This window comes from Cupriavidus sp. DF5525 (assembly GCF_040149425.2).
GTDB lineage: Bacteria > Pseudomonadota > Gammaproteobacteria > Burkholderiales > Burkholderiaceae > Cupriavidus > Cupriavidus pickettii_A.
In genome coordinates this window covers 2705651-2717951 of the sequence record NZ_CP168266.1, presented here as the reverse complement: position 1 = coordinate 2717951, position 12301 = coordinate 2705651, and the positions used below count along the sequence as shown (strand labels likewise).

General features: G+C 62.3%; 12 protein-coding genes. 9 read left to right on the top strand and 3 right to left on the bottom strand.

Annotation, left to right across the window (positions count from 1 at the left end; all coding sequences use genetic code 11):
• Positions 1 to 47: 47 nt before the first annotated feature.
• A complete protein-coding gene (locus tag ABNX08_RS33620) occupies positions 48 to 731 on the bottom strand; it encodes a nitroreductase (RefSeq protein WP_022537510.1) in 684 nt (227 codons plus the stop codon).
• 274 nt (positions 732 to 1005) lie between these two features.
• Between ABNX08_RS33620 and ABNX08_RS33615 the strand changes: the two genes are divergently transcribed.
• The 4 genes from ABNX08_RS33615 to ABNX08_RS33600 all read left to right on the top strand — a co-directional run bounded on the left by ABNX08_RS33615 (position 1006) and on the right by ABNX08_RS33600 (position 5528).
• Complete coding sequence (locus ABNX08_RS33615) at positions 1006 to 1917, top strand: LysR substrate-binding domain-containing protein (protein ID WP_022537509.1); 912 nt, start codon at positions 1006 to 1008, stop codon at positions 1915 to 1917.
• Positions 1918 to 2095: 178 nt separating this feature from the next.
• The gene (locus ABNX08_RS33610) at positions 2096 to 3214 is read left to right on the top strand and encodes an iron-containing alcohol dehydrogenase (protein ID WP_022537508.1); all 1119 of its coding nucleotides are present in this window, start codon (positions 2096 to 2098) and stop codon (positions 3212 to 3214) included.
• Positions 3214 to 4605 carry an amidase gene (locus ABNX08_RS33605; protein WP_041681667.1) on the top strand — a complete coding sequence of 464 codons (1392 nt, stop codon included), beginning with the start codon at positions 3214 to 3216 and terminating at the stop codon, positions 4603 to 4605. The genes ABNX08_RS33610 and ABNX08_RS33605 overlap by 1 nt, the downstream gene beginning before the upstream one ends.
• Before the next feature lie 29 nt (positions 4606 to 4634).
• Positions 4635 to 5528: a tryptophan 2,3-dioxygenase gene (locus ABNX08_RS33600; protein WP_022537506.1), complete on the top strand. Its 894-nt coding sequence runs from the start codon at positions 4635 to 4637 to the stop codon at positions 5526 to 5528.
• Positions 5529 to 5603: 75 nt separating this feature from the next.
• On the opposite strand, the gene ABNX08_RS33595 is transcribed toward ABNX08_RS33600, so the two are convergent.
• Positions 5604 to 6155: a lecithin retinol acyltransferase family protein gene (locus ABNX08_RS33595; protein ID WP_022537505.1), complete on the bottom strand. Its 552-nt coding sequence runs from the start codon at positions 6153 to 6155 to the stop codon at positions 5604 to 5606.
• A gap of 675 nt (positions 6156 to 6830) precedes the next feature.
• Here ABNX08_RS33595 and ABNX08_RS33590 point away from each other — a divergent pair.
• A complete protein-coding gene (locus ABNX08_RS33590; protein ID WP_022537504.1) occupies positions 6831 to 7331 on the top strand; it encodes an Ohr family peroxiredoxin in 501 nt (166 codons plus the stop codon).
• A 38-nt stretch (positions 7332 to 7369) separates the two neighbouring features.
• On the opposite strand, the gene ABNX08_RS33585 is transcribed toward ABNX08_RS33590, so the two are convergent.
• On the bottom strand, positions 7370 to 8392 hold the full coding sequence (locus ABNX08_RS33585) for a LysR family transcriptional regulator (RefSeq protein WP_022537503.1): 1023 nt from the start codon (positions 8390 to 8392) through the stop codon (positions 7370 to 7372).
• 749 nt (positions 8393 to 9141) lie between these two features.
• Here ABNX08_RS33585 and ABNX08_RS33580 point away from each other — a divergent pair.
• The 4 genes from ABNX08_RS33580 (at position 9142) to ABNX08_RS33565 (ending at position 12131) form a co-directional block, all read left to right on the top strand.
• Complete coding sequence (locus ABNX08_RS33580; protein ID WP_051369994.1) at positions 9142 to 10113, top strand: GlxA family transcriptional regulator; 972 nt, start codon at positions 9142 to 9144, stop codon at positions 10111 to 10113.
• A 190-nt stretch (positions 10114 to 10303) separates the two neighbouring features.
• Positions 10304 to 11056, top strand: a complete 753-nt coding sequence (locus tag ABNX08_RS33575; RefSeq protein ID WP_022537501.1) for an SDR family oxidoreductase — start codon at positions 10304 to 10306, stop codon at positions 11054 to 11056.
• 186 nt (positions 11057 to 11242) lie between these two features.
• A complete protein-coding gene (locus ABNX08_RS33570) occupies positions 11243 to 11722 on the top strand; it encodes a carboxymuconolactone decarboxylase family protein (protein ID WP_022537500.1) in 480 nt (159 codons plus the stop codon).
• Between the two features lie 4 nt (positions 11723 to 11726).
• Complete coding sequence (locus ABNX08_RS33565; RefSeq protein WP_022537499.1) at positions 11727 to 12131, top strand: cupin domain-containing protein; 405 nt, start codon at positions 11727 to 11729, stop codon at positions 12129 to 12131.
• Positions 12132 to 12301: the final 170 nt, after the last annotated feature.

The following is a 12301-nucleotide window of genomic DNA, read 5'->3' as shown; positions in this document are numbered from 1 at the left end:
AAGACACGGCATCTGCCGTCAGGGAATGCATCGGCACTTCTGTCGCATCACGCTTCGACGACCGATACGAATTCATCAAGCTCGAGCTTGTGCATGCGCATGTTGTTCTCTGGCAGGCTGTCGTCGGCGTAGCCGAGCGACATCCCTGCGATGACCATCTCGGTTTCAGGGATGTCCAGATGCTCCCGCAGCACGGGGAACTGCAGCGACCAGATCTGCTGTGGACAGGTATCCAGGCCCCTGGCCCGGGCGGCCAGCATGATGCTCTGCAGGAAGCAGCCGTAGCAGATGAAGCTGGCCCGCTCCAGGCGCCGGTCCATCGTGAAGATGATGCCGATGGGCGCGTCAAAGAACCTGAACTGGCGCTCCACATCGCGCCTGCGTCCGACCTTGTCGCTCCTGTGGACACCCTGTGCATCGCCGAGTTGGCCACGGAAGGTGTTAAAGCGTTCCGCGTAAGGCTCGTGCAGTGGGTTGGGAAAGAAGGGGTATTCGGGCGCCAGGTCTTCCGGGTCGGCCCGGTATGCCTCGACCGCGGCCTCGACGATCCGGTCCCTGGCCTTGCCGACGACGATGTAGCAGCGCCAGGGCTGGGTATTGCTCGAACTCGGCGCGTACTTCGCCACGGAAAGAATCTCGCGCACGGTGTCGAGGGGCACCGCCTGATCGAGAAAACCGCGTTTGGTCTGGCGCCCGCGGATCAGCGCGTCGACAACAACAGCTGCATCCATCTTCATGTCTCCTCTTTTAATGGAACAGAGCTTAGTCGCTCCATTTCATTTGAGAAGGCCTGGTGCTTGTACGCTGGGTTCAAGGGACGCGAACGATCGGCTGGCCCAGGCGCGCGGAACGGGCGCACTGTCTTCTGTACGGCCGAGGGGTGCGCTGGCGGAAGGCATGGCAATGGCGGTCGATGGCGGTGCCGGACCATGGCACCGCGCGTACCCCATGCAGTACCATGCGATGGACACACACGATCGGACCAACCGCTACCAAGGCCGCCTGATGCTGGACCTGAAAGACATTTATTACTTCGTGCAAGTGGTCGACCGCGGTGGCTTCACCTCTGCCGGTAACAGCCTGGGAATGCCCAAGTCGACGTTGAGTCACAGGGTCAAAGAACTGGAGGCGTCGCTGGGCGTGCGCCTGATCAACCGGACCTCGCGACAGTTCGCCGTGACCGACGTGGGCGCGGAGTTCTACCAGTACGCTGTCGCCGTGTTGCAGAGCGCCGATGTCGCGGAACAGGCGATGCGCCAGAGGCTTGTGGAACCCAGCGGCATCATTCGCGTGACGGTAGCGGTCGAGCTTGCGCAGTTTGCGCTGCGCGAGATCCTGCCGACGTTCCTGAGCAGCAATCCCAAGGTCAGCATCGTGGAATTTGCCACGGACAGGCTCGTCGACGTCGTCGGCGAGGGCTTCGACCTGGCAATCCGCGGGCATACCTCGGCACTGCAGGATTCCAACCTGGTGCAACGGCCCATTGCCAGGGCGCCGTGGTGCCTGTTTGCGGGTGCCGACTACCTCGAACGGATGCCACCCCTGGAGGAACCGGAGCAACTGGCAACCCATGCCATCATCTCGGCGGTGCGCAAAGGGCCGCCGCAGTGGCAATTGCACGGCCCCGACGGCAGGCTCGTCACCATCCCGATCGAGCCACGATTCCAGAGCAACAGCATGATGTCCGTGAAGGAGGCTGCCTGCGCCAACATTGGCGTAGCAGCCCTGCCCGGGTATATCTGCCGCGCCGAGCTGCAGTCCGGCATGCTGCGGCAAATACTGCCGGGCTGGATCGCCGCGGATGCGCGCATCTCCGCCCTGATTCCCTATCGGACCGGCCTGCTTCCCGCGGTGCGGTCGCTGGTCGATTTCCTCGCCATAGAGCTGCCCAAGGTCATCGCGTTCGACGGCCGCTGACCCGGCACGACCTCCTTCCCCTCCAACGGTACGCGGGCCATGCCCGCTGTGGCCCGCCGCGGCGTTCCATATTCATGGACGCTGCGTTCGGCGCCAGCCAGCTTCCAATGCCGGGCAGATCAACTATCGTTTCCAACCAGGGATAAGCCAACCGCAACGTCACCCTGGAGTGGAATACATGAACCAGCTGAACTGCCTGCCACAAGACGCGATCTTCTGGGGCCACGACATACTTCCGACGGCTGTCGCGTCGCTCGACCAGCACGGCATCCGGCGCCCGCTGACCTTTACCGTCGAGCCGCTGCGGGACTTCCACGCGCAACACCTGCAGGCGCACGTGAAGGGAGGCGTCGGCGTCTTTACCGACCTGCCGCCGCATGCGCCGGATTTCGGGGTGCGTCGCGCGCTGGGGGCGTGCCTGCATGCCGGTGCGGACTCGATCATCGCCCTGGGCGGCGGCTCCGTGATTGACGCCGCGAAGGCTGTCTCCCATCTCCACCATCAGGAGACCGGCCGCCACCTGGCCATCGCCGCCTTTCCGACCACGTTGTCGGGCTCCGAGTTCTCGCACTATTTCGGCATCACCGAGACCACGGGACCCCAGCCGTTCAAGCGAAGCTATGCCGTGCGGGAGACGGTGCCGAAAGTCGTTGTGCTCGACCCGAAGCTCCTGCTCAACACCCCGCGTGAATTGCTGCTGTCCTCGGCAATCAAGGGCATCGATCATGCCGTGGAAGGCATGCGCCAGGTCACCGTGGACCACCCGCACGCCATCCTGGCGGCGGCTGGCGTGGAGCGCTTCTTTGCCGTGCTGGAGAAATGGCCGCAGCAACTCGATACGCAGCGGGCGCTGCGCGAAGGGCATGCCAGCACCGATGACCTGCTGCAACTCCAGCTTGCCGCCTGGCAGTCCTACTTCTTTCCCGCATCGGTCATCTATGGCCTGAGCCACCGCATCGGGCACATCCTGGGTGGAACCTTCGGCCTGCCACACAGCATCACCTCCTGCATTACCCTCGCCCCGGTCCTGCGGGCCTGCGCGGAATGCTACGGCGACAAGCTCCAGGTTTTCTGCCGCGGCTACGCCACCAGCAACGCTGCGGCACTGCTGGCCGACAGGATCTCCAATGTGGTGGAGCACCTCGGACTTCCAGACCGGCTTCGCGCGCTGGACTTCGACCGCGCACAGCTGCCGCAAGTCGCCGCTTTGCTGCAGCAAAACTATAGGAACGAAGTCGGCGATCTGGGCGATGGCCATGGCGCGACGCTCCATGGCTTCCTGGAGAGCCTGTGGTGATGGAAAAAGACTACGGACCGTCCAGCGCATCGGCGCCAGCCGTGGGGCTTCGCGAGACGCTCGCGAACCTTGGCAGGGGACGTACGACGGCCTATGCACTGACGGAACTGGCGCTTGCCCGGGCCGAAGCCAGCAAGAAGGATTTCAATGCCTTCTCGGTCATTGACTGGGACCGCGCCCTCAAGGCTGCCGCGGAAAGCGACAGGCGCTACGCGGCAGGCCGGCCGAGGCCGTTGGAAGGCCTGCCGGTAGCGGTCAAGGACCTGATCGATACCAGAGGCATCGAGACACGCTACGGCTCCCTGGCCTACATGGGTCACGTTCCGAACGCCGACGCCGACGTTGTCAAGGCGCTCGTGGACAAGGGCGCGATCATTATCGGCAAGACCACGACCCATGAGTTCGCCTGGGGGGTAACAACTTCCAGTGTCGCCTTCGGAGACACCCTGAATCCCCTGGACAAGCGACTGATTCCGGGCGGATCCAGCGGCGGTGCCGCCGCGGCCATCGCCGCCGGCGTGGTTGCGGCAGGGCTTGGCACCGATACCGGCGGCTCGGTGCGGATTCCCGCCGCCCTTTGCGGGGTCGCGGGCTTCAAGCCGACACTGGGCACACTTTCCACGCGCGGCATCTTTCCGCTGGCGCCCTCGCTGGACCATCCGGGCATCCTCGGACAGGGCGTCGACGACATCACGGTGCTTGCCGAGGCCTTCGACATTGCCATTCCCGAAAGCGACGTCTGGCTGTCAGCGCGGCTCGGCGTCATGGAGGGCATTCCGCCGGTGCCGGCCGAACCGGCGGTTTCCGCGGCATTCGCCAATGCCATCGAGACACTCCGGAAGATATTCGCGTGCGAGTCCGTAGACTCGGCGGACCTGTTTGATGGTGTCTACGACGCGTTCGCATCCATCGTCCTGACCGAAGGCAGCATCGAACACTTCAGGCGAAACGACGAGGCCCGCATTGCCGGACACTACAGCCAGGAGACCCGGCAGCGCCTGGACCTGGCAAAGGGCATGGTGGTGCGGGACTATGCCGGCGCCCAGCAAACGCGGCACGGGCTGAGACGCCGGCTCGAGGCGAGGATGGCAACGCTGGACTACCTGGTGTTGCCCACCTGCCCGTGCCTGGCACCGGCGCTGGACGCCAGCGACATTGCCATCGACGGGTGGTCCGGTACGGTCCGCCAGGCACTGATGAGCTATACCTCGCCGTTCAATATCGCGGGCTTTCCTGCCATCTCCATCCCCTTGTTCTCCACCAGGGGCATGCTGCCCGCGGCCATGCAGATCGTTGCCCACCCCGGTGACGACGGCGCGCTTTTGAAAATCGCCCTGGAAATGGAGCGCATGCTCCAGCCCGATGCCAGTTCCGTCACCAACAACGCCTGAAGAGCATTGCCAACCCGGAGGAGTACAACATGCAACAAGCACAAGCGACAGCAAACGACCCGTCCATCGAAAGCGCGACCGGACACACGCCGTACAGTTCCTGGCTGCAGACCGAAGCGCTGCACACACTGCAGCGCCCGGTCAGCGACCATCCCGGCGAGTATGGATTCATCGTCGTCGCCCAGATCTCTGAACTCTGCTGGATGCTGATCATCCGGGAGATCCAGGCGGCGCAGGCCCACTTGCGCGCGAACAATCTCATCGAAGCGCAGCGCGCGCTGCTGCGTGTCGTTGCCCACCATGAACCGCTCAATGCCACATGGCGCTCGATCGCCTGGATGACGCCAACCGATCTGCTTTCCATCCTGTCGCGTGTCGGCGCCCGGCATGGCCAGGACACGGCGCTCCAGGGCTGGACATACCGGCACATGGTGTACTTGCTGGGGATCAAGCAGGCCGAGCATCTCCAGCACTTTGTCCCCCAGCCGGAGCGCCGGGCCCTGCTGAACAATGCATTGTCCGAGCCGAGTCTTTACGACGACGTGCTGGCGTACTTGTCCCGCGCAGGCATGAAGCTTCCGGAGACGTTGCTGACCCGAAGCCTGAGCGAGCCATACGTGCCGCAAGAGGAAGTCGAACAGGTATGGCGAACCATCTACGCCGACCAGGCAGGCAATGCCGGGTTGGTCCAACTCGGCGAAACGCTGGCGGATATCGCCGAAGCCTTTACGACCTGGAAGTTCCGTCATCTGATGGCCACTCGCCGTACCTTCGGCGCCCGACCTGCCTACTTTGGCACCGAAGGCATTGCCTGGCTGAAGCCAACGCTGGACGAACTCCCGTTTCCCGAGTTGTGGTCGGCCAGGGGGTTCATCGGCGAACCGCCCGCAGGCTGCCCGCACCATATCAAAAAGGAAGGCTGATTCCTGCTAAGCCAGCCTTCTCACGGCTATGAAGGAGCCCGCCGGAAACGTTGCATTGATTACCGGCGGGCGGGATCACGCCCGTTGCCTTCGCGGAGCGCTTGAAAACGCTGCCACCAACAGCGGTAAGCCGTGGCGATGCCGGCGAACTCGCCTTGCGCGATCCCGGAAAGCATGTACTTTCGCCCTGGCGAGCGCTAACAGCGTCTTGATGCCTACCCATGGATTCCATAAGCACTGGCGTACCTGCTCGCTCCGCCCGACACCTGACACACACCATGTGCAAAAGTGTTCGCAGTTATTGGTCAGGAACTGATATTGGTCTTCGCCAAGGCGGGCCTTCGCCCTCTCCACCACATCGATTCCGGCATAAACGGCATCCGGCTCGGACTTGATTTTTATAACCCTTCCTGCCGCGAAGGCGCGCAACGCTATGTATTCTATGGGGCGCCGTTTTGCCGAATGATCAAAGCCCCCGTAGTGAATGACCTGCCCATCTCCCACATAAATGCCGTGGTGGGTGTAGCCATCCCGCTCGCTAATAAGATGGGCACCAGCTTCGATCGTACGTTCCGTGCTGTCCAACTCTGGCGAAGTCGTGTGCCAATCAATAAACAGAGTTTCCATGGCGTGCCACTATTCTTAAAAGCGATGTAAGTACCGCTGGTGAACCTCATGGATAAACCCATCGGCGCGGAAATGATCCTTCCCCCTGTCTGAAGGCAAAACGAGTGCCTCCGAGGAGGTTCCTCCCAGGAAAAGTGCTCACTGCATCACGGTTGGCTTACGTTCACCCGCCGGCGCCGACTAAATGACAGTCAGGCACGGATTCGCTGGCAAAAATGGATCGCGATTTGGGGGCGGATATTGGATTTCAGATCAAGCCGCTGAGCGCGGCTGCCATGGCAAGCCCGACATTGGCCGCTACCAGCATGATCCAGCTTGCTAACCAGAACAGAGGTCCGAGACGAAACATGATTGCTCTCCCATAACGGACTCAACGACTCGTCAACTCATTCGGTCGAGCTGCGTTGCTTGTCGGCATAGTAGGTCCCGGGTCCCTGGCGGAGTAGATATGCATCCGACCACTCGCCGTTTCCGTCGCGACAACAATGCGCACGGCCATCGCCAGTCGTGAATCCACACCTCCGAGCGTCATGGATACTCCAGCTTCATCCGCCTTCTGGATTGGTGCAAAACCGGAAACACCCTGAGTCCTTCCCCGGCGCTACCGCCACGATCCGCAGTGGCCTAATATTAACTTGGGTTATCCCGAAGTCTCCTCAACGTTCGAGGTGCATGATGGACAACGAGAAGCTGCAAGCTCCGCCGGTTTCCCTCCTCGACAGGTATCGGGGCCGGGATTTCGAGCCCTTGTACACAACGACGGTCACCGTTTCCGGCGGCCAGACGGGACACGGCCGCGCGTCTGGCGTGGCCCGTTCGGATGACGGAAATCTCGATGTGGATCTGCGCCTGCCCACGGAACTCGGAGGACCTGGCAGCGGGACCAATCCCGAGCAGTTGTTCGCCGCGGCCTTTGCGGCTTGCTTTCACGGGGCGCTGAATTTGCTCGGAAAGCGTATCAACAGGGAGATCAACGACACCACTGTCGAGGCAGAGGTTGCGTTTGGCCGTGATCCAATGGATGGAGGCTACGCATTGATCATCGATATCCGGGTCCGGATGCCGGGCGTTGAGCGAAACGTGGCAGAAGAGCTGGTTCGAAATGCGGAGCGCCTATGTCCGTATGCGAAGATGGCCAGGCAAGGGACTGTCAATATCGTGGCTGTTGTCGACTAGGGAAGGCTACTTTGGCGAGAACGTGCGGATCGGAGTGGTCAAGCGCTGTCAGTTCCCTTTTTGTCCTGGAAGTCGCTCAGACACTGCAAATCGAGGGTGCGGATCTCCTCCGTCATGAAGTCAATGAAGACGCGAATGCGGGTCGGCAGGTGTTGCCGGCTCAGGTAGCAGATGTAGTGCCCGCGATCGTCTGGGGCATGCTTCGCCAGAGCCACAACAAGCTCATCGGCCGCGATGTGGTCGCAGATCTGATAGCCGGGCATCTGCGCGATGCCCCGTCCCTGCAGCACCGCCCGCAAGACCAGGTCCGAGTCGTTGAACGCGAGCCGGGCCTTCGGATGGTATTTCCGTACCTGACCGTCGACCTTGAACTCCCATTCGAATACCCGGCCGTTCGGAATGCGGAAGTTGATGCACTCATGCAGGCTCAGGTCCTCCAGCGTTTGCGGCAGGCCATGCGCTTCCACATAGGACGGGGCAGCGCAAAGTGCCATTTGCATCGGAATCAGCTGCTTGGCAATGATGCTGGAATCCTCGATGCGGCCATTGCGGAACGCGACGTCGATCTGCTCGGTAGTAAAGTCAGTCAGCCGGTCGTCGAGCAGCAGATCGACGTCGATGTCGGGGTAGGCTTCCACGAACTTTGCCAGCAAAGGCGCAACGACCTTCCTGCCGAAGCCTACCGTCGCGCTGATGCGGACCAGGCCGCGTGGCGGGCCCTGGCGAAGCTCGAGCATGTCGTTCATGGCCTCCACCAGATGCGTGACACCCTGGTGGCAGTTCTCGAAGAAGCGTTCACCTTCGCGGGTCAGTTGCGTGGTGCGCGTAGTGCGCAGCAGCAGCCGGGTACTCAGCTGCGCTTCGAGCTTCTGGACATTCCTGCTCACCGCCGAACGGCCGATGCCAAGGCGCTCGCCGGCCTTGGCGAAGCTGCGCTCGCTGGCAACGGCCATGAACGCCATGATCCCTGCATAGCTTGCTGCAAAGCTCGTAGACAACGCATCAGCGCGATTCGGCAAGGTGAGACGGAAGCCATTCTCCGATGTGTCCGATTGATCCATTTCTGGTGTTCCCACAGATTTCCGATGTTCGACCGGGTTTCCTCCGCTGCGTACGCAGCACAGGCCGTCGCGCGCCCTCCTGACTACTACGGGCGTCTCCTTGTGGGTGAATGAGCTTCGGAGACGAGGCTGCTGCGCTGCAGTGCAGGATCAACATCGACATTCGCAGCCATGGTGTTTACCGGGGCCAGGCCGAATGCCTGTTGGTTGCGCAGCTGTCACGTTGAGTCAGACGAAAGGGGGTTCGTGCTCACAGGCCGGCCTGCCGAGAGCCACTTCGGCAAAATGCGTGCCTGGCATCTCGCAATTGACTGACGCCGGCCCCAACCGCTCACCCACTTGCCGACGAGTCTTGGATGTTAATAACGCCCTCATGCGTCGTAAATGACAGCGTTCCCAAATTTTCTGCCAGACTGCCAGCCCCGCTCTGCGCGCCCTCGCGGATCTGATCGGCGATTGGTGCGTAAATGGAAACGCAGCCGCCCACCCTGCCGTCTTGACCCCTTGTATCGGGGGTATCTAGACTCACTCCCTACGCCCTGTCGCGACGGCGACTTCCGGCAGAGCACGATGCAGCTTGCCAGGCGCATGCCTTGATCATGCGCGGAAGCACCGGATTCGATCCATGACCTCATTGTCTTCCATACTCTCTCGCAGTCCGGCGAGCGCCCGAACCGATGGTGCGCGTCGGCCGGCCCGGTCCCGGCGGGGTGACCATCGCGCGGCATCGCGCCGTGCCGAGGCCAGTCATGCCACGTAATATTCTCTTCGTGGCCTATCCAGATGTGAGCCTGCTCGATCTCGCTGGCCCCCAGACGGTGTTCTGGGCTGCGTCGAACTACGCGCGGGAGCGAGGCATGCCCGGCTACCGCTGTCATACCGCCAGCCTGTCTGGCGGCACGGTCGCGGCGATGGAAGGGACGACGCTGCAGACCGCGGCCATAGCATCCTTCGACATGCGAAGCATCGACACGGTCGTTGTCCCGGGCTCCGCGAACATCATCCAGGTCGCGAAGAACTCCGCGTCGCTGATCGAGTGGCTGCGCACCGTTCCCCGCGAAGTCCGGCGCGTCGCCTCGGTATGCAGCGGTGCATTCCTGCTGGCCTACGCGGGATTGCTCGACGGCAAGCGCGCTACGACCCATTGGCAGATGCAAGACCATTTTCGCGCACTGTTTCCCACGGTAGACCTGGACCCAGAAGCCATCTTCGTGCAGCAAGAGAATCTCTGGACCTCGGCCGGCGTCACCACTGGCATCGATCTCGCGCTTGCCATGGTGGAGGCCGACTATGGCCACGAGGTTGCGCTGAGTACAGCGAAGGAACTTGCGGTCTTTATGAAGCGGCCCGGGGCGCAGCCCCAGCTCAGCGAGATCCTCATCACGCAAAGCCGGCAGGTGCCGGTCTTCGAGACGCTGCATCTCTGGATCATCCAGAACCTGTCCAGGGAAGAGCTTTCCGTCGAGCAGCTTGCGGACCACGTAGGCATGAGCCCGCGGAACTTTGCGCGGGTCTACAAGCAGAAGACCGGGCGCACGCCCGCCAAAGGCGTCGAGCATTTCCGGGTGGAAGCCGCCCGCCGATTGTTGCAGGACCAGACCCGGCCGGTCGACCAGATCGCGCGTGAGTGCGGCTTTGGCAGCGAAGAGCGGATGCGGGTGACATTTCAAAGACACTTTGGGCTTTCTCCCAGCGAATACCGGTTGAAGGTGAATCGCTAGGTCCACGGCTTCCCGCCACACAGCCTTACCCACTCGCATTCTCCCCATCGACGACAAGCAGGCAGCTGCCCCGCATCCGGATTGATGCCAAACAGGAAACACCGTGCGTTCCGAGTCGATCTGGCGCGGGGACACCACTTTACCTACCATGGTCTCGTGGATTCTTCCACCTTCCACCTGGAGAGGCATCATGAAGATTGTTGTCATTGGCGGTACCGGTCTGATCGGCAAGAAGGTTGTGGCGCGACTCGCCGCACAGGGCCATGACGTGGTCGCCGCCGCACCGCAAACCGGCGTCAACGCGTTGACGGGCGAAGGCCTGGCGGGAGCGCTGGCCGGCGCGCAGGTCGTGGTGGATGTCGCGAACTCCCCTTCGTTTGAAGACAACGCCGTCCTGAACTTCTTCGAGACGTCGGGCCGCAACCTGGCGGCAGCCGAGAAGGAGGCGGGCGTCTCCCACCATGTCGCGTTGTCCGTTGTCGGCACCGACAAGCTCTCGCAGAGCGGCTACTTCCGCGCCAAGATTGCCCAGGAGGCGCTGATCCGGAATGCCGGCATTCCCTATACGATCGTCCGCTCGACGCAGTTCATGGAATTTCTCGGCGGCATCACGCAATCCGCTGCGGAAGGCGACACCGTACGACTCTCTCCCGCAATGATCCAGCCGATCGCTTCGGATGACGTCGCGCACGCCGTGGCCGACAGCGCGGTTGCCGATCCGGTCAACGGCATCGTCGAGATCGCCGGGCCGGAGAAATTCCAGATGAGCGCCCTCGTTCAACGTTATCTCAAGGCGATTGGCGACTCCCGGACCGTAGCGGCCGATCCTTCTACGCGCTACTTCGGTGCCGAGCTTCAGGAGAATACGCTCGTACCGGAAGGCAAGGCGCGCCTCGGGCGCATCGGCTTCGAGGCATGGCTGAGTCAATCGCAACAAAAATAGTCCGGTGCCCAGCCACGGCGATGCATGACGCGGCGATTGGTGCCGACGTGACAACAACGTGGGCACCTTGGCGGTACTACCGGCATGCCGTACCGAAGTCTAGGATTCACCCCAAGCCGTTCCTGCGGCAAGCACTGCAGCGCAGGTTCGGTGAACACCACCCCGATCAGCCCATCAGGAGATGTCATGACGCAACGCGTAAACTACTTTCAGCAATCCCCGGAACTGGTCAAGAAGCTCGTAGAGTTCGGCGGGCTGTTCCAGAAGACCACCATTGAGGAGCCCATTCGCGAACTCGTCGAGATTCGCGCATCGCAGCTCAACGGCTGCGCGTTCTGCGTCGACATGCATATCAAGACGGCAAAGATCCACGGCGAGCGCGAATTGCGCCTGCACCACGTGGCGATCTGGCGCGAGTCGACGCTGTTCTCGCCGCGCGAACGCGCCGCGCTGGCCTGGACCGAGGTGCTGACCAACCTTCCCGGCCATGGCGTGCCCGACGACATCTATGAGCGCGTGCGCACCCAGTACAGCGAGAAGGAGCTGTCGGATCTCACGTTCCTCGTGGGGGCGATCAATACCTGGAACCGCCTGAACGTGGCGTTCCGCACGGTGCCTGGTTCCTTGGACAAGATGTTCGGGCTCGACAAGGCCAATCTGGAGTGATGCCATGAAGACGGTCGTTTCCATTGCAGCAACCCTGATCGTGTCGTGCCTGATGGTTGCACCGCCGGCAGTCGCCTCACCGGATGTGAGTGTCAAGCAGCTGCGCACGGAGCCGTTGCCCGAGTATCCGGGGAAGGAAGCCGAGATGATCGTCGTGGAGTACGCGCCGGGCGCTGCCGATCCCGTGCATCGCCATGACGCGCACGCCCTGGTCTATGTGCTCGAGGGCAGCATCATCATGGGCCTCAAGGGCGGAAAGGAAGTGACGCTCAAACCGGGCGATACCTTCCACGAAGGCCCCAACGATATCCACACCGTCGGGCGCAATGCCAGCAAGACGCAGCCGGCAAAGTTTGTCGTGTTCCTGATCAAGAACAAGGGCGCACCGATCCTGACGCCGGTGAAGTAGCCGCGGCCCATTCAGGCACCGGCAACGCCGGTGCCCGCCATCCTGCCGGCAAGAACGGCGCCACTGCATGTTCTTGCCGCGCCCGCTGTTTTCCAGAGTTGCGATCCATCGGTCCGCGCGTGACCCGCGGCCGGCGGCCGCCCTCTGCCAGTCGAAATCGGCTGCCGCGC

Bases quoted from the DNA above. Each gene is read 5' to 3' on its own strand.
- ABNX08_RS33620 (WP_022537510.1), bottom strand. From the start codon at position 731: ATGGATGCAGCTGTTGTTGTCGACGCGCTGATCCGCGGGCGCCAGACC.
- ABNX08_RS33605 (WP_041681667.1), top strand. From the start codon at position 3,214: ATGGAAAAAGACTACGGACCGTCCAGCGCATCGGCGCCAGCCGTGGGG.
- ABNX08_RS33580 (WP_051369994.1), top strand. From the start codon at position 9,142: ATGCCACGTAATATTCTCTTCGTGGCCTATCCAGATGTGAGCCTGCTC.
- ABNX08_RS33590 (WP_022537504.1), top strand. From the start codon at position 6,831: ATGGACAACGAGAAGCTGCAAGCTCCGCCGGTTTCCCTCCTCGACAGG.
- ABNX08_RS33610 (WP_022537508.1), top strand. From the start codon at position 2,096: ATGAACCAGCTGAACTGCCTGCCACAAGACGCGATCTTCTGGGGCCAC.
- ABNX08_RS33615 (WP_022537509.1), top strand. From the start codon at position 1,006: ATGCTGGACCTGAAAGACATTTATTACTTCGTGCAAGTGGTCGACCGC.
- ABNX08_RS33565 (WP_022537499.1), top strand. From the start codon at position 11,727: ATGAAGACGGTCGTTTCCATTGCAGCAACCCTGATCGTGTCGTGCCTG.
- ABNX08_RS33595 (WP_022537505.1), bottom strand. From the start codon at position 6,155: ATGGAAACTCTGTTTATTGATTGGCACACGACTTCGCCAGAGTTGGAC.
- ABNX08_RS33575 (WP_022537501.1), top strand. From the start codon at position 10,304: ATGAAGATTGTTGTCATTGGCGGTACCGGTCTGATCGGCAAGAAGGTT.
- ABNX08_RS33585 (WP_022537503.1), bottom strand. From the start codon at position 8,392: ATGGATCAATCGGACACATCGGAGAATGGCTTCCGTCTCACCTTGCCG.
- ABNX08_RS33600 (WP_022537506.1), top strand. From the start codon at position 4,635: ATGCAACAAGCACAAGCGACAGCAAACGACCCGTCCATCGAAAGCGCG.
- ABNX08_RS33570 (WP_022537500.1), top strand. From the start codon at position 11,243: ATGACGCAACGCGTAAACTACTTTCAGCAATCCCCGGAACTGGTCAAG.